This window comes from Pseudomonas sp. R2-60-08W (genome assembly GCF_003852335.1).
Classification (GTDB): Bacteria; Pseudomonadota; Gammaproteobacteria; order Pseudomonadales; family Pseudomonadaceae; genus Aquipseudomonas.
In genome coordinates this window covers 3,155,916-3,181,005 of the sequence record NZ_CP027731.1, presented here as the reverse complement: position 1 = coordinate 3,181,005, position 25,090 = coordinate 3,155,916, and the positions used below count along the sequence as shown (strand labels likewise).

The 25,090-nt window shown below is 59.2% G+C and carries 25 protein-coding genes and 1 tRNA gene; 15 read left to right on the top strand and 11 right to left on the bottom strand.

The genetic code is table 11. The features are described from left to right. Positions 1 to 225 precede the first annotated feature (225 nt). From C4J90_RS14425 to C4J90_RS14415, 3 genes are all read right to left on the bottom strand, one after another. Positions 226 to 690: an SRPBCC family protein gene (locus C4J90_RS14425; protein WP_124420131.1), complete on the bottom strand. Its 465-nt coding sequence runs from the start codon at positions 688 to 690 to the stop codon at positions 226 to 228. Between the two features lie 88 nt (positions 691 to 778). Further along, positions 779 to 2,773, bottom strand: coding sequence for a methyl-accepting chemotaxis protein (locus C4J90_RS14420; RefSeq protein WP_124420130.1), 1,995 nt, complete (start codon positions 2,771 to 2,773; stop codon positions 779 to 781). A gap of 776 nt (positions 2,774 to 3,549) precedes the next feature. Then, positions 3,550 to 4,452, bottom strand: coding sequence for an AraC family transcriptional regulator (locus C4J90_RS14415; RefSeq protein ID WP_124420129.1), 903 nt, complete (start codon positions 4,450 to 4,452; stop codon positions 3,550 to 3,552). Between the two features lie 102 nt (positions 4,453 to 4,554). Here C4J90_RS14415 and C4J90_RS14410 point away from each other — a divergent pair, with 102 nt between their 5' ends. The 5 genes from C4J90_RS14410 to C4J90_RS14390 are packed head-to-tail and all read left to right on the top strand — an operon-like array spanning position 4,555 to position 8,970. Then, on the top strand, positions 4,555 to 5,115 hold the full coding sequence (locus tag C4J90_RS14410; RefSeq protein ID WP_124363028.1) for a carboxymuconolactone decarboxylase family protein: 561 nt from the start codon (positions 4,555 to 4,557) through the stop codon (positions 5,113 to 5,115). A gap of 40 nt (positions 5,116 to 5,155) precedes the next feature. Then, positions 5,156 to 6,217, top strand: a complete 1,062-nt coding sequence (locus C4J90_RS14405; protein WP_124414807.1) for an acyl-CoA dehydrogenase family protein — start codon at positions 5,156 to 5,158, stop codon at positions 6,215 to 6,217. Continuing rightward, positions 6,214 to 7,017: an ABC transporter ATP-binding protein gene (locus C4J90_RS14400; protein ID WP_124420128.1), complete on the top strand. Its 804-nt coding sequence runs from the start codon at positions 6,214 to 6,216 to the stop codon at positions 7,015 to 7,017. The genes C4J90_RS14405 and C4J90_RS14400 overlap by 4 nt, the downstream gene beginning before the upstream one ends. Then, positions 7,004 to 8,203, top strand: coding sequence for an ABC transporter substrate-binding protein (locus tag C4J90_RS14395; protein WP_124420127.1), 1,200 nt, complete (start codon positions 7,004 to 7,006; stop codon positions 8,201 to 8,203). The genes C4J90_RS14400 and C4J90_RS14395 overlap by 14 nt, the downstream gene beginning before the upstream one ends. Next, positions 8,200 to 8,970, top strand: coding sequence for an ABC transporter permease (locus tag C4J90_RS14390; RefSeq protein ID WP_124420126.1), 771 nt, complete (start codon positions 8,200 to 8,202; stop codon positions 8,968 to 8,970). The genes C4J90_RS14395 and C4J90_RS14390 overlap by 4 nt, the downstream gene beginning before the upstream one ends. 48 nt (positions 8,971 to 9,018) lie before the next feature. On the opposite strand, the gene C4J90_RS27125 is transcribed toward C4J90_RS14390, so the two are convergent. After that, a complete protein-coding gene (locus C4J90_RS27125; protein ID WP_256657411.1) occupies positions 9,019 to 9,153 on the bottom strand; it encodes a hypothetical protein in 135 nt (44 codons plus the stop codon). Between the two features lie 173 nt (positions 9,154 to 9,326). Here C4J90_RS27125 and C4J90_RS14385 point away from each other — a divergent pair, with 173 nt between their 5' ends. Next, complete coding sequence (locus C4J90_RS14385) at positions 9,327 to 9,521, top strand: hypothetical protein (protein ID WP_124363023.1); 195 nt, start codon at positions 9,327 to 9,329, stop codon at positions 9,519 to 9,521. A gap of 12 nt (positions 9,522 to 9,533) precedes the next feature. Here C4J90_RS14385 and C4J90_RS14380 read toward each other — a convergent pair whose 3' ends face one another. Beyond that, positions 9,534 to 9,914 carry a fe2+ zn2+ uptake regulation protein gene (locus C4J90_RS14380; RefSeq protein WP_124363022.1) on the bottom strand — a complete coding sequence of 127 codons (381 nt, stop codon included), beginning with the start codon at positions 9,912 to 9,914 and terminating at the stop codon, positions 9,534 to 9,536. A 237-nt stretch (positions 9,915 to 10,151) separates the two neighbouring features. Here C4J90_RS14380 and C4J90_RS14375 point away from each other — a divergent pair, with 237 nt between their 5' ends. From C4J90_RS14375 to C4J90_RS14345, 7 genes are all read left to right on the top strand, one after another. Beyond that, positions 10,152 to 12,431: an acylase gene (locus tag C4J90_RS14375; protein WP_124420125.1), complete on the top strand. Its 2,280-nt coding sequence runs from the start codon at positions 10,152 to 10,154 to the stop codon at positions 12,429 to 12,431. A 213-nt stretch (positions 12,432 to 12,644) separates the two neighbouring features. Continuing rightward, positions 12,645 to 12,718, top strand: a tRNA-Cys gene (locus C4J90_RS14370). 307 nt (positions 12,719 to 13,025) lie between these two features. Then, the gene (locus C4J90_RS14365) at positions 13,026 to 13,955 is read left to right on the top strand and encodes a hypothetical protein (protein ID WP_124420124.1); all 930 of its coding nucleotides are present in this window, start codon (positions 13,026 to 13,028) and stop codon (positions 13,953 to 13,955) included. Beyond that, complete coding sequence (locus C4J90_RS14360; RefSeq protein ID WP_124420123.1) at positions 13,952 to 14,491, top strand: hypothetical protein; 540 nt, start codon at positions 13,952 to 13,954, stop codon at positions 14,489 to 14,491. The genes C4J90_RS14365 and C4J90_RS14360 overlap by 4 nt, the downstream gene beginning before the upstream one ends. A 612-nt stretch (positions 14,492 to 15,103) precedes the next feature. Next, positions 15,104 to 16,225, top strand: a complete 1,122-nt coding sequence (locus C4J90_RS14355) for an SMP-30/gluconolactonase/LRE family protein (RefSeq protein ID WP_124420122.1) — start codon at positions 15,104 to 15,106, stop codon at positions 16,223 to 16,225. A 45-nt stretch (positions 16,226 to 16,270) separates the two neighbouring features. After that, positions 16,271 to 16,780 (top strand): G/U mismatch-specific DNA glycosylase, encoded by a 510-nt coding sequence (mug, locus tag C4J90_RS14350; protein WP_124420121.1) that lies wholly within the window; start codon positions 16,271 to 16,273, stop codon positions 16,778 to 16,780. Positions 16,781 to 16,908: 128 nt separating this feature from the next. Then, on the top strand, positions 16,909 to 17,106 hold the full coding sequence (locus C4J90_RS14345; RefSeq protein ID WP_124363016.1) for a hypothetical protein: 198 nt from the start codon (positions 16,909 to 16,911) through the stop codon (positions 17,104 to 17,106). A 508-nt stretch (positions 17,107 to 17,614) separates the two neighbouring features. Here C4J90_RS14345 and C4J90_RS14340 read toward each other — a convergent pair. Beyond that, entirely contained in the window at positions 17,615 to 17,872 is a 258-nt protein-coding gene (locus tag C4J90_RS14340; RefSeq protein ID WP_124420120.1) for a hypothetical protein, read from the bottom strand. Between the two features lie 226 nt (positions 17,873 to 18,098). On the opposite strand from C4J90_RS14340, the gene C4J90_RS14335 reads away from it, so the two are divergent. Continuing rightward, positions 18,099 to 18,707, top strand: coding sequence for a LysE family translocator (locus C4J90_RS14335; protein WP_124370832.1), 609 nt, complete (start codon positions 18,099 to 18,101; stop codon positions 18,705 to 18,707). Between the two features lie 8 nt (positions 18,708 to 18,715). Here C4J90_RS14335 and C4J90_RS14330 read toward each other — a convergent pair whose 3' ends face one another. Further along, complete coding sequence (locus tag C4J90_RS14330; protein ID WP_124420119.1) at positions 18,716 to 18,946, bottom strand: hypothetical protein; 231 nt, start codon at positions 18,944 to 18,946, stop codon at positions 18,716 to 18,718. A 123-nt stretch (positions 18,947 to 19,069) separates the two neighbouring features. On the opposite strand from C4J90_RS14330, the gene C4J90_RS14325 reads away from it, so the two are divergent. Further along, positions 19,070 to 20,074 (top strand): GlxA family transcriptional regulator, encoded by a 1,005-nt coding sequence (locus C4J90_RS14325; RefSeq protein ID WP_124421215.1) that lies wholly within the window; start codon positions 19,070 to 19,072, stop codon positions 20,072 to 20,074. On the opposite strand, the gene C4J90_RS14320 is transcribed toward C4J90_RS14325, so the two are convergent. The 4 genes from C4J90_RS14320 to C4J90_RS14305 form a co-directional block, all read right to left on the bottom strand. Beyond that, positions 20,045 to 21,979 carry an avidin/streptavidin family protein gene (locus tag C4J90_RS14320; protein WP_124420118.1) on the bottom strand — a complete coding sequence of 645 codons (1,935 nt, stop codon included), beginning with the start codon at positions 21,977 to 21,979 and terminating at the stop codon, positions 20,045 to 20,047. The genes C4J90_RS14325 and C4J90_RS14320 overlap by 30 nt on opposite strands. A 127-nt stretch (positions 21,980 to 22,106) precedes the next feature. After that, positions 22,107 to 23,429 carry an MFS transporter gene (locus C4J90_RS14315; protein ID WP_124420117.1) on the bottom strand — a complete coding sequence of 441 codons (1,323 nt, stop codon included), beginning with the start codon at positions 23,427 to 23,429 and terminating at the stop codon, positions 22,107 to 22,109. A gap of 20 nt (positions 23,430 to 23,449) precedes the next feature. After that, a complete protein-coding gene (locus C4J90_RS14310) occupies positions 23,450 to 24,271 on the bottom strand; it encodes an aspartate/glutamate racemase family protein (protein ID WP_124420116.1) in 822 nt (273 codons plus the stop codon). A gap of 31 nt (positions 24,272 to 24,302) precedes the next feature. Beyond that, positions 24,303 to 25,049: a hypothetical protein gene (locus tag C4J90_RS14305; RefSeq protein ID WP_256658864.1), complete on the bottom strand. Its 747-nt coding sequence runs from the start codon at positions 25,047 to 25,049 to the stop codon at positions 24,303 to 24,305. Positions 25,050 to 25,090 lie beyond the last annotated feature (41 nt).

Genomic DNA, 25,090 nt, shown 5'->3' with positions numbered 1-25,090 from the left:
GGGGGGATTAACGGGGGATTAACAGACCCGCTGCGGGGGGGCGGAACCCTAAGCCGCCGTTACCGCAGCAACGGATATGTACTCGCTCTGATCCAGCATCCTGGTCGGCTGTCAGGCTGTCATCGGGGGCAAGCCCCCTCCCACATTTGGACTGCGGAGCGTCAGTTAGAGAGGCTTCGGCTGCTGTGCCGTCGCGCCGCGCGAAAGTTGTGTAGATACCTATCGTTACTGCGCCAAGCCGCTGGCGTTTTCCAGCCGGTGCTTGAGCCGGTCCAGCGCGATACGCGAGAGCTCGATCATGCGCTCATGCAAGGTCTCCAGTTGCAGTTCGGTCTCATAGGTCAGTACCCGCGTAAACAGCGTGCCGCCAGGCTGTGTCTGTAGGCAATAATGCAGGGAACCGTCGACCACCAGCGAGGTGAACACGGTCATGAACTCAAAGGGGCAGCGGGCGATTTTTACGCGGTAGCTCAGCGGCACGCGGATACCCAGCAGGTCGATGATTTCGGTAAACCGCGTACCGGTCGGCAGGGAGCCGTGGGTGCCGGTGTCGGCGCTGAGGGAGGTGGGGTGCCATTCGTGCCAGCGGTCGGGTTGGGTCACGTAGTCGTAGACGGCCTCGACCGGGGCGTGGATGAACCGTTCCTGGCTGATTCGCTCCACGCGGATCGGTTGCTCGATAGCGTGCATGACACACCTCCTGTGTGGCGGGTTTTAAACCAGGAGCTGTGAGAATAGTCCGACTCCCGCGCTTTGCACGGGAGTATTCAGGCGTGGATCAACGCACTTTGAAGCGCCCCATCAAGGCAATCACCCGGCCATTTGCTTCCAGCAGGCTGTGGGTATTGGTTTCAGTGGCATGGCCGCTTTCGACCAGCTCTTCTACCATATGTCGGATCTGCACCATGCTGCGGTTGATCTCTTCGGTCACCGCGCTTTGTTGCTCGGCGGCCGTCGCGATCTGGGTGCTGAGGTTGTTGATATGGCTGACCGAACCGGCCATTTCATCGAGCCCGCTGTTCACCCGCGCGGTGGCATCCGCCGCCGACTGGCAGCTGGCCTGGGTGTTTTCCATGGCGGCGACCGATGAGCTTACGCCGGTGGTCAAGCGAGCCAGCATCTCGTTGATCTGCGAGGTGCTGGCCTGGGTACGTGCGGCCAGTGCGCGTACTTCATCGGCCACTACGGCAAAACCGCGGCCTTGTTCGCCGGCCCGCGCCGCTTCAATTGCGGCGTTGAGCGCCAACAGGTTGGTCTGGCCAGCGATGGCGCCGATCACGCCGAGGGTTTCGGTGATACGTGCGGCGTCCTGGCGCATGTTCTCAACGGTGTGGGTCGCGCTGGCGACTTCACCGATCAAGGCGCTGACACTGGTGGACGCTTCGCCCACGACCACCCGGGAACGGTCGGCGTGTTCGTTGGCGCGCTGGGTGAACGCTGCGGTTTCAGCGGCGTTTTGCGCGACGGTGTCGGCGGTGGAGCTCATTTCGGTGATGGCGGTCACCGTCTGGTCGGTTTCTGAAGCGTGGCGCACCAGGATCTGGTTGGTGTGCGCCGAGGTCTGCTGCAGTTGCGCAAGGCCCGAGGCCATGGCGCCAGTGGCCTGGGTCACTTCGCCGATCATGTTTTGCAGGTAGACGATAAAGTGGTTCACCGAGTGACCGATAGCGCCCAGTTCGTCTTCGGCGCGTATGGTGATGCGTCGCGTGAGGTCGGCGTCGCCAGCGGACAGCGCGTCGATATTGCCCTTGAGTGCTTTCATGCGCTGTACCAGCTGGCGAATGGCATACGCCGCGAGCAGCACCAGCAGGATCACCATCGGGATTTGCAGCAACGCCAGGCTGCCGAGCACGTCATTGCGCTGGGCGGTGATCAGCGAGGTGGGCAGGGCGGTCGCCAGGAACCACGGGGTGCCCTCGATCGGACGCATGTAGAACGTGCTGGCCACGCCCTGGTTGTCGAACTCGCTGCGTTGCGAGGCCTGGTCACGATGGGCCAGGGCTTTGCTGACCTGGGCGGCAAAGGCCGAGGTGCCGGTCAGTTCGCTGATGTTCTTCAACACCACCGGGCTGCTGATGCGCGAGCTGTTGCTGATGATCTTGCCGTCGCCTTCGACGATCAGCATTTGCCCGCCGATGTCTTTTTCCTTGCTGGCCACCAGGTCATTGAAGAAGCCCAGGGTCACGTCGATGGTCGCCACGCCATAGGCGGCGCCGTCACGCTGGATCGCCATGGCGCAGTTGGTGCGCGGCTCCTGGCTGGCGTCATCCTTGTAGGCGGCGGCCCAGGCGCACTGGCCACGGGGCGAGGCGAGGCCGCCCTTGTACCAGCTCTGGTCGTAATAGTTGGGCGCGGGGTCACTGTTCCAGAAGGTGTTGACCGCCAACTTGCCCGAGGCGTCACGGTGCCAGAACGTGCTGTGTTTGTTGCGCCCAGGCGTGCGCTGGTTGGGCAGCGGCCAGATACCGCCGCCGAATACTTTCAGCTCGCCGTATTGATCCACCAGGCCGGGCAGGACCTTGTCGATGGCGTCGCTGTCGAGCAGCGGAATCGTTTGAGTGATGGTGCGTTGCTGGGCCTGAACCTTGTTCAATTCGCCCTGGATCTGTTCGGCCACTTCGCCGATGCGATTGAGTACCACCTGTTCTTCGGTGTATTGCAGCTTGGGTGCGACCAACTGGCCGATACCCACGACAGTCAACACCAATAACACCAGGACGAACAGCACCAGGAACAGGGTATAGCGAGCTTGGATGGAGCGCAGTGGGGGCATGGGATCGTCCTTACGAAGCGTTATTGTCGGCGCGGCTTTGTTAGAGCTTCGTAGGGCTATCGGCTTGGACGGTAGGAGCTTTAGGTAGGTGTGTGCAAGAAAGTGCCGGCGCCGTCGAGCGGCGCCGCCAGGTCAGATCTGGAGCATGGCCATGACTCAAATGTGGGAGGGGGCTTGGATATCTACACAACTTTGTAGCAGTCTAAGTAACACGATGCGAAGCGAGCCGCTCTTGCTTGTGATCTTGCTTTTGATCTAGGCGCCCCGTTAAACCACGCTGGCCGGAATTCGATAGTGATTTGGGGGGTAAACCGGCAGGGATGCCGGTTTAGCCGCCCCGCGCCATGGATGGCGCGTGGCGGCGGCCCCCCAAATCACTGTCGGATTACGGGCACACCGAGCCTAGGCGAGGTGCCGAGTGGTGGGGCAAGAGCGTTTTGCTTACTTTTGCGCTTTTCAAAAGTGAGACGCCGTAAGGGCGGAACCCTAAGCCGCCGTTACCGCAGCAACGGATATGTACTCGGTCCAATCCAACATCCTGGTCGGCCCAGAGGCCGCCATCGGGAGCAAGCCCCCTCCCACATTTTGGTCGCGGGGCGTCAGCTAGGGAGGTTTCGGCTCCTGAGCCGCCACTGGTTCAGGGCCATGCCAAAAAGTTGTGTAGATACCTATGGCCATCGGGGGCAAGCTCCCTCCCACAGTTTGACCTCATCCACTCAGGCTGGTGGAGGCCGACCACGGCGTGTGTGCGCCGCGCCAGGCAATGGGTTGCGGCGCTAGCTTTGCGCGCGGCGGTAGGCGCCCGGTTGTTGCCCGGTGACTTTATGAAAGGCGCGGGTAAACGCTGCCACCGATTGATAGCCCACCGCCAGCGATGCATCCGCCACGGTCTGGTCCGCCTTGAACAACTGGCAGGCGTGGCGCATGCGCATCATCAACAACACCTGGCCGGGTGATTGTCCGCACAGTTCATTGAAACGCTTGAAAAACGCCGAGCGTGACAGCCCGGTGCAGGCGGCCATGCTCTCCAGCGTCCAGTTTTCGGCCGGTCGTGCAATCAGCTGTTCCAACAAACTGGAAAATGCCGGGTGCCGAGCGAGTGCCGCCAGCCCGCCCAATTCGGTGTTGTCGAGCACTTGTTGACGCAGCACATACAGAAACAACAGATGGCACAAGCGTTCGAGCATGGCCTGGGAGGGCGCCGGCTGGCGCTCGCACTCTTGCAGGATCAGTTCGAACAGATTGCGCGCGGCAGTCAACGACGGGTCGCCGGCGCGCAGGATAATCCAGGCGGGGAGGTTATCGACGATCATCGCCGACAGCCCGGACTGGAAATGAAAGAAGCCGCAGACCAGGCCCACACCGTCCGTGGCGTTGTTGTCGAGCGCCAGCATCGGGCGGCGCGGGCATTCCTGCGCGCCCTGCGCGGTGTCTGCACCAGACAACCGATATTCCAGGTCGCGCAGCAGGAATACCGCATCGCCGTTGTTCAGGTACTGCGCCGGCTGGCCGTGGATGTGCAGCCAGCATTCGCCTTGCACAATCAGATGAAAACTCGCCCTGGCCAGCCCATGGGTGCTCGCATGCCAGTCGCCACAATAGCGGCCGACATGGAACAGGCTAGTGTTGAGTTCGAGGCTGTCTAATAACCAATCGACGAGCGCGCTGGACGAATTCATCTAATGAAAAGACTCTAGAGCAAGTAATCGCTACTTTAGCCTATTGAGCGGTTTTTTTATAACCAACAGACTGGAGTCATTCACCCATGAGGAGACCACTCCATGTCCCGCGTACCGCTGCTCACCCTTGAAACCGCGCCGCAAGCCGCCAGGCCCTTTCTGGAAAACGCGCTGAAAGGCTCGGGGTTCATTCCCAATCTGCTCGCCGTGCTGGCCAATGCTCCGGCTGCGTTGGAAACCTATATCACCGTTTCCGGCCTGAATGCCAAGTCGGAACTGAGCCTGGCTGACCGCGAAGTGGTGCAACTGATCGCTGCCACCCAGCACGGTTGCGATTTTTGCGTTGCCGGGCACACCGCCGTCGCGCGTAACAAAGCCAAACTGCCCGAAGACGTGATTGACGCGCTGCGCCAGCGCGGTGAGTTGCCCAATGCGCGCTATGAGACACTCGCCGCGTTCACCCGCGAAGTGATCGCCACCCGCGGTGACGTCAGCGATGCAGGCTATGACGCGTTCCGCGCCGCCGGCTACAGCGACGGGCATGCGCTGGAAGTGATCCTGGGCGTCAGCCTGGCGACGCTGTGCAATTTCGCTAATGTGTTTGCGCGCACGCCGCTGAACCCGGAGCTGGCGCAATACCGTTGGGAAAAACCGGCAAGCTGAACCGGCGATGGTCCATCTGTAGGAACAAGGAGAAACGTACATGCTTGACCCAATCTTGAGCCGTTGGCTCGATGTTCAAGCGCAGGCCCTGGACGTGGGCAGTTGCGATCCACAGGAAGTGCTGCCACGGCTGGCAGAGGCCAATGTGTTGCGCGTTGGCGTGCCCAAAGCCTTGGGTGGCCTCGGCGGCGACGTGGCCGGGGCCGTGGAGGCCATCGCCAATATTGCCAGCCATTCCCTGGCGGCCGCGTTCGTTTGCTGGGGCCAACGCTCGTTTATCGAATACCTGCTGCAGAGCCCCAACGCGCCGCTGCGCGAGCAATTGCTGCCGGACTTGCTCAGCGGCAAGCTGGCCGGTGCCACCGGGCTGTCGAATGCGATGAAGTTCCTGTCCGGCATCGAGACGCTGCAGATCAGCGCCGAACCCAACGATCACGGCTGGACCCTCAACGGTCGCCTGCATTGGGTGACCAACCTGCGCAAGAGCGGCTTCGTCGCCGCTGCGGCCGTTGAACACGCGGCTGGCGGCGCGCCGTTTATCCTGGCGATTCCGGATTCAGTGGCCGGCTTGCTGCGCTCTCGTGACCTGGAGTTGCTCGGGCTGCAGTCGAGCAATACCGCCGCCCTCGGCCTGGAAGGCGTGGAGCTGAGCCGCGACTGGTTATTGCATGAGGACGCGCGCCAGTTCCTGCCCGCCGTGCGCCCGGCGTTCCTGGGTTTGCAATGCGGCCTGTCGATCGGGCTGGCGCGCCGCTCCCTGGCGGAGGTGGCTCATCATTTGGGCGCTTCGCGCACCGTGCTGCGCGAAGAACTCGAAGCGCTGCGCGTGACCCTCGATCACCTGGTCAACGAACTCAAGAACGGCCTGCTGGCTGGGCGGTTCGCCGCTGAACCGGTGCCGTTGTTCAAGCTGCGCATCGCCCTGGCGGAAACCGCCGCCAGCGCTGTGCAGCTGGAATTGCAGGCCAGCGGCGGCAAGGCCTACCTCACCGCCCACGGCAGCGGCTTTGCCCGGCGCTGGCGTGAATCGGCATTTGTGCCCATCGTCACGCCCAGCCTGGTGCAACTGCGCACCGAGCTGCACCGCCAGGCCAACCTATGAGCCCCGCGGTATTGACGGCGCAGGGCGTTTGCCTGGGGTATGCCAGCGGCCCGGTGTTGGAAGGCTTCGACCTGCAGTTGCAGCCCGGCGAAGTGGTGTCAATCCTCGGCCCCAGCGGCGTGGGCAAGTCCAGTCTGTTACGTGTGCTTGCCGGTTTGCAGGCGCCCCAGGGCGGCAGCGTACACGTACTGGGGGAGCCTTTGAATGGCCCGCATCCACGGGTGGCGGTGGCGTTTCAGGACCCGAGCCTGCTGCCGTGGCTGAACCTGGAAAAGAACGTCGCCTTCGGCCTGGATTTCGCCCGGCAACCGCACTTGGGCAATGAACAGCGCCGCCAGCGTGTGGACCATGCGATCGCCGCTGTCGGCCTGGAACACGCTCGCCACCAATTTCCCGCGCAGCTGTCCGGCGGCATGGCCCAGCGCACCGCATTGGCCCGCTGCCTGGCCCGCCAGCCACAGGTGTTGCTGCTGGACGAGCCCTTCGGCGCCCTCGACGAAGTGACCCGCGCGGACATGCAGCACATGCTGCTCAAGGTCAATCGCGAACAGGGCTCGGCGGCAGTGCTGATCACCCACGACATCGACGAAGCCTTGCTGCTGTCTGACCGCATCCTGCTGCTGGGGAACCGCCCCGCGCGCACGTTGGGCGAGTGGCAAATCGAACTGCCGCAACCGCGTGAGGACCAGGTCGAAGCCATTGGCGCGCTGCGCATCGACATTCTTAAAACCCTGCGGCAGGCGAGCCGCCCTCAATCCAACCCCCTTGATCTGCTGGAGCTTAGCCATGTGTCTGGATGACCTGTCCCACTCGCGTCGCGACTTTCTCAAACTCTCGGCGGTGCTCAGCGCTGCCGGTGCCTTGCCGTTGCTGAACAGCCTGCAGGCGCGCGCCGCCAGTGAGCCCGACGCGCCGGTGCGCATCGGCTACCTGCCGATCACCGACGCTACGCCGCTGTTGGTCGCGCACAATAATGGGCTGTTCGAAGCCGAAGGCATCAAGGCTGAACGCCCGGTGTTGCTGCGCAGCTGGGCCCAGGTGATCGAAGCGTTCATCTCGGGGCAGGTCAACGTGATTCACCTGTTGTCGCCGATGACCGTGTGGGCGCGCTACGGCAGCAAGGTGCCGGCCAAAGTGGTGGCATGGAACCACGTCGGCGGTTCGGGCCTGACCGTGGCGCCGGGGATCACCGACGTGAAGCAGCTGGGCGGCAAGTCGGTGGCGATTCCATTCTGGTATTCGATTCATAACGTGGTGGTGCAGCAGTTGTTCCGCGATAACGGGCTGACGCCGGTGGCACGCGCGGCGGGCGGTGCGATTGGCGCCAATGAAGTCAACCTGATCGTGCTGCCGCCGTCGGACATGCCACCGGCATTGGCCAGCAAGCGCATCGACGGTTACATCGTCGCCGAGCCGTTCAACGCCCTGGCGGAGAACCTCAAGGTCGGCCGGGTGCAGCGCTTTACCGGCGACATATGGCGCAACCATGCCTGCTGCGTGGTGTTCATGCATGAGCATGACCTGACCAACCGCCCTGAATGGTCGCAGAAAGTGGTGAACGCCATCGTCAAGGCCCAGGTCTGGACCCGTGACCATCGCGAGGAAGCGGTGAAGCTACTGTCCAAGGACGGCCCGAACCGCTACACGCCGCATGCCGAACCGGTGTTGAGCAAGGTGCTCGCGCCTGCCGCCGCCGATCGCGCCGGGTACCTGGCCGATGGCGCGATCCAGCACGCCAACTGGGACGAGCACCGCATCGACTTCCAACCTTACCCATTCCCCAGCTACACCGAAGAACTGGTGCGCCGCCTCAAAGACACCTTGATCGAAGGCGACAAGCGATTCCTCGCCGATCTCGACCCGGCCTTCGTCGCCAAAGACCTGGTGGACGACCGCTTTGTGCGCAACGCCATCGAGGCCGTCGGCGGCATGCAGACCTTCGGCTTGCCTGAGGGTTACGCGCGGCATGAGGAGATTGGCGTTTGAACAACGGTAAAACCGGCGCGTGGCCGGGCTGGTTGCTCGGGTTCGGCGGCCTGGCCGGGTTGTTGGTGTTGTGGTGGCTGGGGGTGAAACTGTTTGGCGTGGCGGACGGCCTGTCGGCGCGCTTTTCCCTGGCGGCGACGTTCAGCAGCCTGTGGGAATTACTCGGGCGCGGTGAGGTGTATGTGCACATCGCGGTGAGCCTCAAGCGCATCTTCGTCGGGCTGTTCCTGGCCTTGCTGGTTGGAGTTCCGCTGGGTCTGCTGGTAGGCAGTTCGCGCAACCTGGAGGCGGCGACCACGCCGGCCTTCCAGTTTTTGCGAATGATCTCGCCCCTGTCCTGGATGCCGATCGTGGTGATGCTGATGGGGGTAGGGGACCAGCCGATCTATTTCCTGCTGGCGTTCGCCGCCGTGTGGCCGATCATGCTCAACACGGCGGCGGGCGTGCGCCAGCTCGACCCGCGCTGGCTGCAATTGAGCAAGAGCTTGAGCGCGACGCGCTGGGAGACGTTGCGCCGAGTGGTCATTCCGGGCGTGGTGGGGCACGTGTTGACGGGCGTGCGCCTGGCCATCGGCATTCTGTGGATTGTGCTGGTGCCGTGCGAGATGCTTGGGGTCAGTGCGGGGCTTGGGTATTACATCCTCGATACCCGTGACCGCCTGGCGTATTCGGAACTTATGGCGATGGTGTTGCTGATCGGGCTGCTGGGGTTTGCGCTGGACGCGTTGGCGCGGTGGCTGCATCAGCGCTGGGTGCATGGCGGGTAGCGGTCTCTCCAGGGTGAGCGTCTCGCCGGCAGCGAGACGCTCGTTCATTCAGCGGTGCTCGTAGCCTGGGCCACCGCCGTAGCGATGGTCATGCCAGCCGCCGCCACCTCGTGGGAAAAAGAAGCAGCCGCTCAGGGTCAACATGATCAGCAAGGGAATCAGCAGGGTGATTCGACGCAGCATTTGGGCAATCCTCCAGGGGCTCACAAGGTCAATCGGGCGCGGAACGAGCCAAAGCTTTTCATCGCCTGTAACATGAGACCTTGCCGCCCAGCGTCCATCCCCGTTTTCGGGTATGTGCTTGGCATCTGCGGCGATACACACTGGATACATTCTTTAAGGTTCAGGAACTCGTCATGACCCAGAAACAACGCTTGAAATACTCGATTCTGATTGCCCTGGCCGTGCTGGCCTCGATGTTCGGCCTGTCCTACCTGCAGAACATTGGCGCTATCAGCGAGAAAACCTTCCAGTACCTGGCCATTGCGATTGCCGTGGTGGTGGTCGTGATCAACGGCATCATGCGTCGCAAGGTCAAGCCACACTTCTGATGCGCGCGTGATTCAGGCGCGTCCCTCGAGCACTTTGGCGGCCTCTTCGTGGAGGCTGTAGCTCTTGTCGGCATTGAGGGTGATCACGCCCTCGCTGCACAAGCGCTTGAGCACCTCGCGCACACTGAGAAACGACAACGGGATGCCCAGCTCCAGCAGATGGCTGTGCACGCCGCGCACGCCGAGGGTGCGCTGGTTGCCGGCAGCGGTGAGCAGGGCGTCGATGACCTTCAGCCGGATCAGGCTGGTGCGCAGACCGAAGCACTTGAGCAAATGGCGAATACGCTGGTTGCCCTGCTGTTCGGGCGTTTTGCCGAACCCTAGGGGGGTGTTGCCGACATTGGCCTCGGCGGTCGATGAATGTCCATCCGTGGGCACTTGCGGGTTGTACATGCAAAAACTCCTTATCAGAGCCTGATCAGGAAAATGATGGTGCTCTTATTCAATAAGACGAACGAACGCGCAAAATCATGAAGTGCAGGATGTAGAAATTTTGTCGGTATCGGGTTTGTCACAGTGCAACCGCCTGGAATAAACCGCCCACGCCAGTAAATTATTTTCGGTTGGCTGCGTCCTTACGGTGGGGAAGTTGTCCCTACCGAGGGTGTTCAATTTGACTGTGGAGTCGGCGTGATTATTTTCAACGGGTTGTCCAGGGTATGCGTGGCAGGGCTGTTGCTGGGAATGAGCCTGGCGGCATCGGCGCGGGAGCCGGTGGCGCAGGCGTCCACAGAGATTCGGCGTACCACCTACGGCGTGCCGCATATCCGCGCCAATGATGAGCGCGGCCTGGGTTTCGGCATCGGCTATGCGTATGCCCAGGACAACCTGTGCCTGCTGGCCAATGAAGTGATCACGGTGAATGGCCAGCGCGCCCGGTTCTTCGGCCCCGAGCAGGCAACCTTGGAGGAGCGCAACAACCTGGCCAGCGATGTGTTCTTTACCTGGCTCAACACACCGGACGCGGTGGAGGCGTTCTGGAAGGCGCAAACGCCGCAGATCCGCCAGCGTATCGAAGGCTATGTGGCCGGTTACAACCGTTATCTGAAAGAGCAGGGCGCGCCGGCGCAGTGTCAGGCGGCGTGGGTGCGTCCGCTGGTCAAGGAAGACCTGATCAAGTTGACCCGTAGGCTGCTGGTAGAAGGCGGTGTCGGCCAATTCGCCGAAGCGTTGGTGGGCGCGACGCCACCCCAGGCCAGTGCCGCCGTGCACCCCGATGCCAAGGCATTCGAACTGGCTGCGGCCAATCAACAGCGCTTCACCCTTGACCGAGGCAGCAACGCCGTCGCGGTGGGCCGCGATCGCTCCTTCAATGGGCGTGGCATGTTGCTGGCCAACCCGCACTTCCCGTGGGTGGGCGGCATGCGTTTTTACGAGATGCACCTGACGATCCCCGGCCAACTGGATGTGATGGGCGCGGCGCTGCCTGGGTTGCCGGTGGTGAACATCGGCTTCAACCAGCACGTGGCCTGGACGCATACGGTGGACACCTCCAAGCATTTCACCCTGTATCGCCTGACGCTCGACCCCAAGGACGCCACCCGTTACCTGCTCGATGGCAAGTCCGTGCCCCTGGATAAAACCACGCTGACGCTGCAGGTCAAGCAGGCCGATGGCAGCGTCAAGGACGTCACCCATACGGTCTACAGTTCGCAGTTTGGCCCGGTGGTGCAATGGCCCGGCAAGCTGGATTGGGACAACCATTACGCCTTCAGCCTGCGCGACGCCAACCTCGGCAACGACCGCGTGCTGCAACAGTGGTACGCCATGAACCGCGCCGGCAGCCTCGCGGAGTTGCAAACCTCGGTGCACAGCCTGCAAGGCATCCCCTGGGTCAACACCCTGGCCGCCGATGATCAGGGCCAGAGCCTGTACATGAACCTGTCGGTGGTGCCCAACGTCAGCGCGGCCAAACTGGCGCAATGCAGCGACCCGCGCGCCGGCCTGCAAATGATCCTGCTCGACGGCAGCCGCAGCGCCTGCGCCTGGGACATCGATCCACAGGCCGCCCAGGCCGGCATCTTCGCGGCTGCCCAGTTGCCGCAACTGCAACGCACCGACTATGTGCAGCATTCCAACGACTCCGCGTGGATGGCCAACCCCAAGGCGCCGCTTACCGGCTTCTCCCCGGTGATCAGCCAGGACAACATCGGCCTCGGCCCCCGCGCCCGATTCGCCCTGCAACGCCTGCAATCCCTGGAGAAACAACCCATCACCGTCAGCACTCTGCAAAACATGGTCATGGACAACGAGGTGTACCTCGCCGGGCAAGTCATGCCCGACCTGCTACAGTTCTGTGCCAAACAACTGGGCAACGATGCTGCTGCGCTGCAGGCGCTGTGCACCAGCCTGAAAACCTGGGACCAACGCGCCAACCTCGACAGCGGCCTGGGCCTGGTGCACTTCATCAACCTGGTGGAACACCTGCAACAAATACCCGATGCCTGGCGCGTCGCCTTCGACCCGGCTCACCCGCTGACCACCCCCAGCGGCCTGGCCATCGACCGCGCACCCGTGGCCAAAGCCCTGCGCGAAGCCATGCTGGCCTCAAGCAGCGCGGTCGATAAACTCGGCCTGAGCCGTTGGGGTGACATCCAGGTCTCCGGCCAAACCCCGATCCACGGCGGCCCGCAAGAACTGGGCATCTACAACGCCATGCAAACCGTGCCCCGCGCCGACGGCAAACGCGAAGTCGTCAGCGGCACCAGCTATTTGCAAATCGTCACCTTCGACGACAAAGGGCCCCAGGCGGTAGGCGTACTGGCGTTCTCCGAGTCCAGCAATCCTGACTCAAACTATTCCAAGGACCAGACCCAGGCTTTCTCCGCGAAAAACCTGCGCCCACTGCCATTCACCGACGCCCAAATCAAAGCCGACCCGCAGTACCAGGAGCAACGCATCCAGGAGTAGGGCAGGCACGCAACCCCTTGATGCCAATGCGAAATATTTTTGAAATCAAGGGGTTGCAGGCAAAAGCAAATGAGTACATAATGGCGCCCATCGAACGCAATGAAGCATTAAAAACTTCAATGTATTCAATGAGTTAGAGTAGAGGCGCGCTTCACAGAGCCCACTCAAGTTTGTATGCGATGAATGCCGGCAACACAGGCATTGATCGTTTGAGGCCGAGTAGCAAAATGGTTATGCAGCGGATTGCAAATCCGCCTACGCCGGTTCGATTCCGACCTCGGCCTCCACTCTTGAAAACCCCGTAGATTAACGTCTGCGGGGTTTTTTATTGGGTGCGGTTTGGTCATCGCTTCCGCAGGCTGTGCCCTAGCGTGTTTTTTCAGTCCGTCCGTGATGTCTAGCTTGCAATTGATGTGTACGAGAGTGGCGATTCATGTTGCGGTGGTCACAATGCCAGCATAAGCTCACGCAGCAGCATCAATGCTCATCGTCTGTTTGTGAAAATACAGGCCAATTGCCGAGCGGCAGATTTGTAATTAGCCAAATATTAAAATTGATCCGGCCAGAGAGCGGACATAAACAGGGAAGTCAGTCATGCACGCAATTGCCCCATATTCCATACGTTTTTTTGACCCGAACAGTACCGCTGTTAAGATTGAGCATAGATACTCTAAGCTTGACAAAGTTGGCGCTTATGATGCCTTTAAAGTGCTGGAAGATTACTTCAAGAGGGTTGATGATAAGTTTATAATTGCTGAAGATACCAAACAGGTTTACAGATTTAAAGGGATGGACGTTAATTCTGCGAAAAGGCAAGTCGCAGGCTGGTTCGAAGTCGGAAGTTATGGTGTAAAAAACGACATAATTGATATTAAAACAGGCAACGTGGATTACCAGAAAACCCAGGAAAATGCTGAGATAATAAGACACTATGTTAGGTTTTTTGTGCCGGCAGGTTTTAATGAGGGAATTGCTCTGCTTCATAGCTTCAAAGGTGCAGGCATAAAAACTCTTCTTCATGAATTGCTTCGTGTGGAGTTTGTAAAAATAACTAAACTGAATTTACAAATGAATCCTTTGGCGTACAAAAAGGCATTTGTAAATTGGGAGAAGGCAACGGCTAAAGAAATCAGGCTGACAAAATTTGAAGGTATGAGTGATCTGACTGATCAAATAAAGAAGTTGGGGCACAAAGAGCAACAATTAATTATTAAACCGCCTAGTCGCTCATCGCTAGGTCAGTTCAAGGATTACTTGGACCCGAATAGCGAAAAATATAAGGTTGTTGAATATCTGTCTCCGATGTGCGCGCATGTGAAAGTAGTGGTAGAGCTTGGGGGTAAGCGCCGTACATTCACCATTGGTCGACCAGCAGACGAGCAGGTGTGTGAAATCGCGATCGACGAAGAAGATGTGGATTTTGTTGCAGGTAACCCCGTTGCAAGCTCTTTGCACAAATGGTGTACTATAGTTTTGCAGGACTTGGCAGATGCGCTTTATCCTAAGATGGGTGTAAGAGTATGAGTAGCAAAATAAATGTCACTGAAATTCTCTTAGGGCATATTGCAACCCTATCTGATCCGGAGGGAAAAAGATCAATTGGCGATTATATTACTTTTTTTCTCGTGCCTGGGTTAGTCGCAGGGCTTGGCTTGCTGGCAGGTTACAGTCTAAGCAAGGATGTGTCGTCAATGCTTGTAAATTTTGGCGCAATCTTTACTGCCTTATTGTTGTCTGTATTGGTGCTTGTATATGACCAGGAAAGTAAGCTCGAGATAAATAGACAGTCAGATAGTTTATATGCACCGAAGAAAGAGCTTCTTGGTCAGTTGTATTATAATATTTGCTTCTCTATTTTGAGCTCCATCGTGCTCGTGGCACTCTGCTTTGTACATTCCGTTGTGTTCAGATTAACGCACGAGTTTAATGCTGGTGATGCAGTATTTCACTTTAGTTATGCGAAGCATATCATAACTCCTTTAGTCATTTTCGTGACGGCAAACCTCTTGCTTACCATCGTAATGATCGTGAAAAGAATGCATGCGATGCTGACAATTTAGTCTATGACTCGTGCATTGCAGGGCGTATTAGGTTTGTGCATTTAAAGTTTAGCCGACCCTTGGATTAATATGGTGATCTCTGGGGTGGTCAAGCAAGCGACTAGACATGCGATAAGTGTATTTTACTGTCCGCTTTAGGTCGGGCGTCTTTGAACTGGAGATTGGCGGATCAGCACGACTAGAGAATAGCCATGCTCAGTGCCGGCCTTGATAGCTGCATCTTAACCGGATAACTGTGCCAGACCAGTATTCCTGAGAATGGTGATCTGCCCGTTTGCTATTCCAAAAGTCCGAAAAGGGGCAGGTTTCTATGCCTAGCTTAAGGGCTTTTGAGGCTAACGACGATACGGAACTGAATCGTCATCAACTAGTTATTAAATAAAAATCTATGGATTGCAAATCCCCCTACGCGGTTCGATTCCGGCCTCGGCCTCCACTCTTGAAAGCCCCGTAGATTAACGTCTACGGGGGTTTTGTATTGCCTGCGGTTCGGCGTCATCCGGCTTTCAGAGCCTCATGCGTTGTGGCACCTCGCAAAAACCAGTTGTACGATGTCCTACCACGCGCTATTACTACCTCTCCCCACAAAAATAAAATCACGGAGACCACTCCATGGACTCATCCCCGTCCGCCAAGCCTCAAAACCTTGACCCCGCGAAGGGCAATACCCGCCGCAGCTTCCTGAAAAAATCCCTCGCTGTTTCCGCCACGCTTGCCACCGTCGGCGGCGCCGCGCTGAGCCGATTCTCCGAGGCCGCCGAACCCTTGAGCCAGCGTTACCCTGATCCCTTGGTTCACATCCTCGACGACAGCTTTCTCGAGCTACGCGTATTCAACGCCAGTGTTGAAAAACTCGCCACCGGTATGCGCTGGGCCGAAGGGCCGGTGTGGGTCGGTGATGGCCGCTATTTGTTGGTCAGCGACATTCCGAATAATCGCATCATGCGCTGGGACGAAATCAGCGACACGTTCACCGTGTACCGCGAACATTCGAATTTCTCCAACGGCATGTGCCGGGATCGCCAGGGGCGTCTGATCGTCTGCGAAGGCTCGACCACCACCGGCGAAGGCCGTCGCATCACGCGCACCGAATACAATGGCACGATCACCGTGCTGGCCGACAGCTTCGACGGCAAGCGCTTCAATTCGCCCAACGACATTGTCTGCAAGAGTGATGGCTCGATCTGGTTCACTGACCCGCCATTCCAGACCGGCAACAACTACGAAGGGCACAAAATCACCCCGACCCAGCCCCATGCCGTGTACCGCATCGATGGCGAGAGCCAAGCAGTCACGCGGGTAATCGACGACCTCAACGGCCCCAACGGCCTGTGCTTTTCTCCCGATGAAAAAACCCTGTACGTCGTGGAAGGTCGCGCCAAGCCCAATCGCCTGATCTGGGCGATTGCCGTGAAGGACGATGGCACACTGGGCGAACGCCGCAAGCACATCGAGGGGTTGGACTATGCCGCAATCGACGGCATCAAATGCGATGAGGCGGGCAATCTGTGGTGCGGCTGGGGCGGCAATGGGGATCCCAAGGCTGACCTGGAAAAGCTCGATGGCGTGCGCGTGTTCAATCCGCAGGGCAAGGCCATCGGGCACATTTCGCTGCCAGAGCGCTGCCCGAATGTGTGCTTTGGGGGGCGTGAAGGGAATCGGCTGTTCATGGCCAGTAGTCACTCGATTTACGCGCTGTTTGTGAATACGCGTGGGGCTACATTTACGCTGTAAACTCGATGGTCGTCTGGCGATAGCTCCGAATAAGGGTAATCTGCGGTGAATGAAGGCCTGGAAGACATATTGGCCGAGCAGTTGGCGGTGGTCTTTTGCGGAATCAACCCCGGCATGACCGCTGCCGCCCAAGGGCATCACTTTGCGGGCCGAGGCAATCGTTTCTGGCGCACGCTGCATCTGGCCGGGTTTACCTCTGGGCAAGTGCCTGCGCAAAGTGATCGCACCCTGCTTCAGTACCAGTGCGGACTGACCGCCGTGGTCGAACGGCCGACGGCGCGGGCCGATCAATTGTCCAGGCAGGAGTTCATCGCAGCGGCCGTGGCTTTCGAACAGAAGATCGCTCGTTATGCACCGCGCTATGTGGCGTTTCTCGGCAAGGCGGCGTATGCGGCGTTATCCGGGCAGCGCCACGTGGAGTGGGGGCTGCAGAGCAGGACGTTCGGCAATGCCGCCGTGTGGGTCTTGCCCAATCCCAGTGGGAGAAACCTGGCGTTCAGCCTGGAGCAACTGGTGGTTGCCTACCGGCAGCTCAGGCAGGTCGCATTCAACTAAGGACGTGTTTGCGCCGACTCCGGGAATGCTGAGCCGACCACCATTCGTCTAACAGCCGGCACTCTGCCCGCCATGCCGTCTCTGAATATCAAGCGCGGATATCCCAAGCGTTTGAACGGAGAGCCAGCATGCACATCAATGAAAATGCCCCAGGAAACCTTTCCCAACAGGCAGTGACCCGCAGCACGGACAACGAAACCGGGCACGATCCCAAGCGCGACGAAGATGGCATTCCGTTGCCGCCGGACGACGAGGCGCCTCTGGAGGAGGATATGTCCGATGTGGATGCGGCCGATTCGGTGGCGAGTGAACATCCGGATAACTAGTGGTTGATTCAACTTTCCGAACCCGGCCTGGTGCCGGGTTTTTTTGCGCTCGTGGTGCGTACGGGAGGGCTTGCTCGGCTCGGGCGGGGGGGGCTGGAAGGGGACTGCTGCGCAGTCCAGCGGGAGCAAGCTTCCTCGCCACAGGGTTCTTGAGTGGTTTTTCGACGGGTGACGCGTCTAGACCGAGGGTTATAGCCCGGTCAGGGTTGTCATCAGCGTCTTGGCCGACTACCCTGGAATTGTTTGTATTGTTACAAACAATTTCGGTGCGACTGTTTTCCAGTCACACGGCTTCAGGACGAGGAACGAAAAATGTTTTCACACGAAGGTACTGCATTAGAGCTGTTGACCCTGGTTTTCGGTGTGACAGGCCTACTCTTGGTGGCCTGGTTCTTTCATCATCAATACGAACTCAGAGCGCGAAAGCGTGTAAAAAAACAACATGCTGATGGCGGTCAGCATTTAACGCAACACCGCTGATCAGTCCTATGCAGCGATGCGGCTGGTCTCAGCCAGGCGCTTCAGATCGATTGATTCGCTGCTCTTTGACTTCATGTGCATAGGCCTCAAGACGTTTCTGCTGGACGGCCAGCAGTGTGCACACTTTGGTCAGCAGCGCCGCTTGATCGCCCGTCTTGCCGCTGGCCGCCAGGGCCGCCAGTTCAACCACCGACCAGCCGATTACGGCGCTGGCATCTTCAAGGTCGTAGAACAGTGCTTGTTGTGCGGTTCTGGGACCGCCAAGATCGTCTATCACAGCTTTCACCCTGTTTATCCGGGAAAAATCACAGGCAAAGAAAAGCCCGCGATGGGGGAGCGGGCTAAAAGGTGTTCATGTAGGAGCTGGGATAACCTTAGGCCTGCGTCTGTGAAAGCTTTGTGAAACCCATGTCATCAAAGTGTATTCCTCGATCCAACACCAGCTGTATGGGGCGATAAACTGCGCAACCCTCTACTGTCGCAGGACATCAACTCCGCTTGGATGCCGCGCCATGTTCATGTCCACCAGCCTTCTGTCAGCCTTTGTGCTGTTCGCCTTCGTCTCCTCGATCACGCCGGGCCCCAATAACACTATGTTGCTGGCCTCTGGCGTGAATTTCGGCTTTCGGCGTTCGATGCCTCATGCACTGGGTATCAGTATTGGCTTCATGGTGCTGGTGATTTGCGTGGGGTTGGGCCTGGGCGAAGTGTTCAAGCTGTTCCCCTGGGCGTACACGCTGTTGCGCTATGTCGGTGCTGCTTATCTGCTGTACCTGGCCTGGAAGATCGCCAACGCTGGCGGCATGGCGGACAGCACCGACGAACAGGGCAAACCGATGACTTTTCTCGGCGCGGCGGCCTTCCAGTGGGTCAACCCCAAGGCGTGGATCATGGCGCTGGGCGCGATCACTACCTACACGCCGGCCGAGGGGTATGTGACCAATGTGCTGGTGATCGCGCTGGTGTTTGCCGTGGTTAACTTGCCCAGTGTGTGCGTGTGGGTCGGCTGCGGCAGCGGCTTGCGCAGCGTATTGCGCGAACCGCGCTGGTTGAAGGTTTTCAACTGGACGATGGCGGGTCTGTTGGTGCTGTCGTTGTATCCGATGCTCGTTGCCGGGTGACAGGCCCGTCAAACCGGCGAGATGGTCGCCAGCAAGCCGATGCCGATGGTCAGCACCAGAAAACCGAACAGGAAAATAGCCATCTTGGTCATAAGGCCTCCGAAGGGAAGGGACGACAGGAATGTCGGGGTAGCGCCATTGTCCGCTTCGGGCGGTTTTCGATACAGACGCAGATGGCGCGCAAAAAACCGTATCAGATTGCGCCGCAGCCGCTGAACCGGGGGGGTTAAAAGCCCCACGGTTTTTAAAGATCAGCGGCATGGATTGAGACAGGTACCCCATTTGCCCCTAAGATAGCGCCCATTGCATCAACAAGAAGAGTGGGCCAACCCTCGATGGAAAGACGCCAGTTCAGCGGTGGCATGAAGGGCAAGAACCTGCGCTACCTCAATGACAACCCCCGACAGCCGGCTGCGGTCACCCGCATCGGCTTTTTGTTGCTCGAACACTTCTCCCTGCCTGCCTTTACCCAAACCCTCGACACCCTGGTCACCGCCAACCTGCTGCGCCCCGAGCTGTTCGCGACGCGCACGTTCGGTTGGGACGAGCGTGAGGTCATCAGCGACCTTGGGCTGGTCATCCGCCCCGATGCGCGCCTGGAACTGGCCGTGCTGGCGGAGTTGGACCTGCTGGTGATCTGTGGTGGATTTCGCACCGAGCTCAAGGCCAGTGAAGACTTCATTCACATCCTGCGCGCCGCCGCCGAACACGGCATCGGACTTGCCGGTTTGTGGAACGGCTCGTGGTTCCTCGGCCGTGCCGGGTTGTTGCAGGGCTACCGCTGCGCCATCCACCCGGAGCATCGCCCGGCACTCGCGGAGGTGTCCAAGGCCGCGCAGGTGACCAGCGAGCCCTATGTGATCGACCGCGACCGCCTGACCGCTTCCAGCCCGTCGGGCGCTTTCCATATGGCCCTGGACTGGATCAAGAGCCTGCACGGCAAGGCGCTGGTTGAAGGCATCGAAGACATCCTCGCCTTCGAAGAGTCGCGCTACCGGCGTATCAAACCGACCGAAAACGTCTGCGTCAGCGCACCGCTGCGCGAAGTGGTCAAGTTGATGGACGCCAACCTCGAAGAACCCCTGGAACTCGACCAGCTCGCCGTATACGCCGGCCGCTCGCGCCGCCAGCTGGAGCGCCTGTTCAAGGAGCAACTGGGCACCACGCCGCAACGCTATTACATGGAATTGCGCGTCACCGAAGCGCGGCGCCTGTTGCAGCACACCGAGCTGTCGCAAGTCGACGTACTCGTGGCGTGCGGGTTCGTGTCGCCGAGTCATTTCAGCAAGTGTTACAGCGCGTATTTCGGCTACAGGCCATCGAAAGAAAAAGGTTGGTCAAGTAGCGCGGGTGAACTGCATGGCTGAGAGTTTGGTTGCCAGGTACGCATGGTCGGGAGCGCTTGATGAACTGGCCAAAACCTGCAGATGCAACGCGTCGCTCTTTAAATCCAGAATCCCGCTCAGGCTGGAAACTGTTGAGTCTTGCGTATTGGCGACGGTGATGCTGACTGACTGCAAGGTGAGTTTGCTGGCCAGCGCATGGATGTCGGTAAAGCCGGAAATTTCAGTCGCTATGCTTGATTGGACGCTGGTGAAATGGCCGTGAACGCTTCCAAAGCGCTGCTGGCTATCACTGCGCACACTCAGTACCAACGATGCGCCATCAGCGGCGTTCCATCTGCCTGCCAGGGCGTTTTCAACCGGCAGCCATTCTGAGGTGGCAACCGGCGCATGACGCAGTGACGGTTCAACCCGATGATAAATCAGCTTGTCGACATAGGTACCACAGCTCGCAAGCTCAGGGAAATCGCCACTGGCAACCAACAGGTGGGAAAGGGTCAGCACATCACCCTCGGGCGAGACGCTCAATTGGCCACTGAGTCCCGAGGTCCAGTTCCAGCTGGGATCGGGCTTTTCATTGCCCAGATCGTGCCATTCAATGGCTAATGCGATTGGCTGACTCTTGGTACGGGTTGCGCCTGGCCCCGCCGAATATCCGGTGATCCGGTACTCGCCCGTCGAGCCGGTCGAGGAACGATACGACCCGTGGATGTTGTGTCCCGATACCTCCAGGCTCATGACTGATCCATAGTCGTTTTTCCAGATGCCCGCCACCGAAGTCGTTTTAGCCATAGGGCCTGGGAGGGTGACTTTATGGTTGAGTACCGCTCGCGCTCCAAGTACGAAGCGTTTCGAAGAGGATCGCGTAATGATCTGCGGGCCGTCGGGCCGATTGAACAACCAAACGCCTACGGGCGCCAACGAATAGACCTCGCGATCACATTTGACCACCTGATACTCATACACGGTGTTGCAGTGCTCCATCACCAGCGACCCGACCAACACCAGGTCAGTCATGCCCAACGGTGCGAACTGAGGCAGCGTTTGGCCTTTTTGCGGACCTTCCTCGATCAGGCAGTTATAAAGGTCTGCGCCTAAGGTTATTTCTCCATCGGTGAACCCGAGCACGATATCTGGGTGCTCCCCCTGTGCAATAAGCGCCAATGTTTGACGCATAAGTGAATCGTCGCCCTTGAATTGTGAAGAGCCGGAATCGAGTGCGAATTGAATGTCCCTCGCCAATAAGTGCGAGCCGACCGAATAGGATTCCAGCGCTGTTGACCAGATGTATTCCACTCCGGGCAACCTGTTATAGACAGACCAAGGTAAAAACAGATGGGGCCCTTGGGTTTTTGACGGATCGACGGCGCCCATTTGGCAAGTGCCGTTGCGCGACCGGCTGTTCCAATCAAACGTCACGTAGGGACAGGTAGGGGCCAGTTGACCTTCACGCATCAATGATTGAAGTACAAACGAGTTGCGGTTTTCCAGGTAGGCACTGCTGCACGGCAGGCCCAGGCCACCGTCCCAGTCCAGCTGTTTGAATTGCTCTCCCTCGTAGGCGGCCGTTAAGAACAACTGGATATCCACGAGGTCGTCGCTGGGAACGGCTAATACGTCGCAGGCGGCCTCGACCTGCATCGTGCCCCAGGGTCCGAAGCTGTAGGGGCGTCGCAGGCAATCGGTAAAGGCGAAGGTGCTGGACGCCGCGAAATCGAAACGGCCACCGGAAAAGTGCACGCACTGGTCGGCAGGGCACAGTGTCGAGGTAATCCAATTCATATTCGTACCCGTGTCAATCGCGAACCTGAGCGGTTGAGCAGGGGTGCCAAGTTTCAGGGTGCAGAACCAGGGTGAAGCACCGTTGTTTTGATAAGCCCCGCGCTGCATGGGCAATACCAGGCGGGTTGGAGGGTGTTGATTGTCCATGGGAACTCCGTTTCCAAGGGGAGAAGGATTGTTTGGTGTGGCGGCTGTCATTCAGCCTGGTTTTGAAGTGGGGCACAGTCAGCGCAGAGTCCTGCGACGCGTCGGATTCTGCGCTGAACAGGTGACTTCAACGTAATGCCTTGCCCTCGGTTTCGGGCATGAACGCGGTGAGAACGACCGTGACCACCAGGAACGCGTTGATGATCGTGGTCGTCTGGTTGAACGAAGAACCGTATGCGATCAGCGCACCAATCAGCGAGGGTGCCAGTACGTTCGCCATACGTTGCGCGAAAATCGCCCAACCGTAGCTCACAGTACGCAATGATGTCGGGTACAGCTCACCGATCCACGCGCCCCATACGCCCCATGCCCCCAGGCTGAAGAATGCCAAGGCGAAGTTGCTCAGATAGAGCATTTCCAGGCTGGTGGAATTGGCAAAACCGTAGCCGGCCAGCACGGAGGCGCTGATAAACCCCACGATGATTTTCTTGCGCCCGAAACGTCCTGTCAGGTACGACGCGGTCATGTAGCCGGGGATCATGCAGAGCGCCGACAGCGCAATGAAACCGTAGCTTTGCGGCAGGTTGAGGCCACGTTGTTGCAGCAACGTGGGGAGCCACGTCTGTAAGCCCCAGTAGCCCCAGGAGAAGGTGAAGTTAACGGTGATCTGCAGCAGGCTGATGCCGAGCAAGCCGCCCTTGAACAATTCACGGTGCAGGCCCGAGGTACTGCGGTCAACCTGCAATACACAATCATCATCGAGCTTCACTGCGCCCCGGCTCAAGGCATTGATCGACGCCCGGGCATCCTGTTGTCGACCCACCGAGGCCAGCCAGTAAGGCGACTCCGGAACCCAGCGCGCGACCGCGATGGCCCAGAGCCCACCGAGCGAGCTCAAGATGATGATCGCTCGCCATCCTTGGGGCAGCAACCAGACCGTCGCGCCGAGGGCCAGCAGCATGCCGATGGGCCAGCCGGACGCGAGATACACGGTCAGTGCACCTCGGTGGCGTATCGGCAACAGCTCCTGGAAATGCGCAGAGGTCACCACCATCATCCCCACCGCTGCAACACCCGACAGCAGGCGCAAGGCGTATAGCGTCGTGTAGTCTGGCGAAAATGCGCTGGCCAGCGAAACCACCCCATACGAGGCCAGGCTCCAGATAATTGCGCGTTTACGGCCAATGCGTTCAGCGAGCCTGCCCCACGCCAGCGCGCCGAGCAGCATGCCAATGAACATCGCGCCGATCAGGTTGCCTACGGCAAGCGCATCCAGGGAAAACTCTTCTGCAATCAGCGGCGCGGTGTAGACGATGATCATCATCTCCCAGGCTTCGATCGCAAATACCAGGAACAGGACAAGGCAGCATCGCAGATGCGTGCGTGTCAGGGGGACGTCTTTGAACACATCACCCACGTTGGGGGCGAGCGTCGACGGTATCTCACTCATGGTGACGATCCTCTTTAGTGTCAGGCTTCAACGCGGTTGCCGATGGGGGCGGGGCCCTGAAAGAGTCCGAACCGTGCGATTTCGGCTTCAGGCGGCGGTTCACAACTGCCCACCCGACTGGGCCGCCATCCAAACCGGCGCTTCATTCCTGCCATGGATTCCGCGACCTTGAAGGCAGCGACGACGGGGTCTATCACCGGTACGCCCACTTCGCGTTGTACCTGCTCGAAAAAGCCGAACTCGATGGTGCAGCCCAGGATGACGGCCTCGGCGCCGTCTTCCTGTACCGCGCGATGGGCTTGCTCGATAATCTTGCGTCGCGTCAGGGCAGGGTCACGCTGGAATTCATCCACACCCATGTCCAACGATCGCATTGACGCCAGTCGATTGCCTGCGCCGTAGCCGTTCACTCGCGTACGCATCTGCTCGATCCATTTGGTCCGGCCGACAATGACCGAAAACCGATTGGCAAGATGCTCCATGACTTGCAGGCTCGCCTGGCACGGCCCGACTACCAGGGTTTCACCTGATATTTCACGGGCATCTTCCAGTGCCGGATCGTAGAAGCAGCCCAGTACCAGCGCATCCACGCCCGACTGCTCGCAGTCACGGGCAATGCGCACGATGCGCTCATAGGTGAGTGCCTCATAGGCACGATATTCCAGGTGTGTCGGGCTGGGATTCATGTCAAACGACACCACCTCGATCCGCGTGGAGGGTTGTTTGATGCTGTGCAGCAATTGCGCAATGGGTGTGTCGAACGTCGAGCAGCCAATCGGGTTGAGCCAGCGTACGGTCACGGGTACGTCTTGCGCGGGGTTGTTCGAACTTGAACTGTTCATAGGGTATTCCTCTCTCAGTGGGCTGATGGCACTAGAAAAACTTCACCAGAGCCATGGTCAAGCTATTGGAATAGGGCAGGTTATCGCTGTGGTAGTAGTCAAAATTCAGGTTGGCGGACAGGTAGAACTTCTGTTTGCTGAAACCTGTGTAGGTCATCGCCGGACCGATCTTGCCTTGCCGGGACTCTTTGAAGTCCGATGCCGAGCGGTTGTTGATGTGGTAGGCGTGATGCACCCCGAGCCAGAGGTCGTCCGTCACCGCGTACCCGGCGGCGATATTGGCCAGCCAGTAACTGACGCCACCGCGCAGTTGGCTCGGGTTGCCGTCGCCGAGGTCGGTGGCGTGTCGATTGCGTGCCGCATAGTGGATGCCGGCGGGAGTGACCGTGGCGGCAAAGCGGCCCATGCGAACGTAGAAGGGAAGGCTGAAGCTGGCGCCATAACGGTTGGCAAAAGCGCCATAACCCGTTCCTTGATCATTGCCGTTGGGAAGCTCAAGGGAGAGCGTCGGATTGACCCAGAAGGTGGTGTAGTCATCCGAACCATAAGCGCTGGTGGGCTCAAGCACGTTGTAGTAATAAGCCAGGCCCAGGTTCGGTGATGCGACGCTCCATGAATCATCGTTGCGGGTGCCATTGGTGCTGGTATACCCCGTATCGGCGCCCAGCCAGAATTGCAATTGGTCACGCTGCGTTCCCGTAAGGCCGGTTTCCGAAAAGTACGCCAGAACGGTATTGCTGCCGGCGCGAACGTCGCCTTTTGCGGTGCGGTTGAACACTGGAAACGATTCCAGGGCCCACGTGCCGGGTAAGCCTGGTT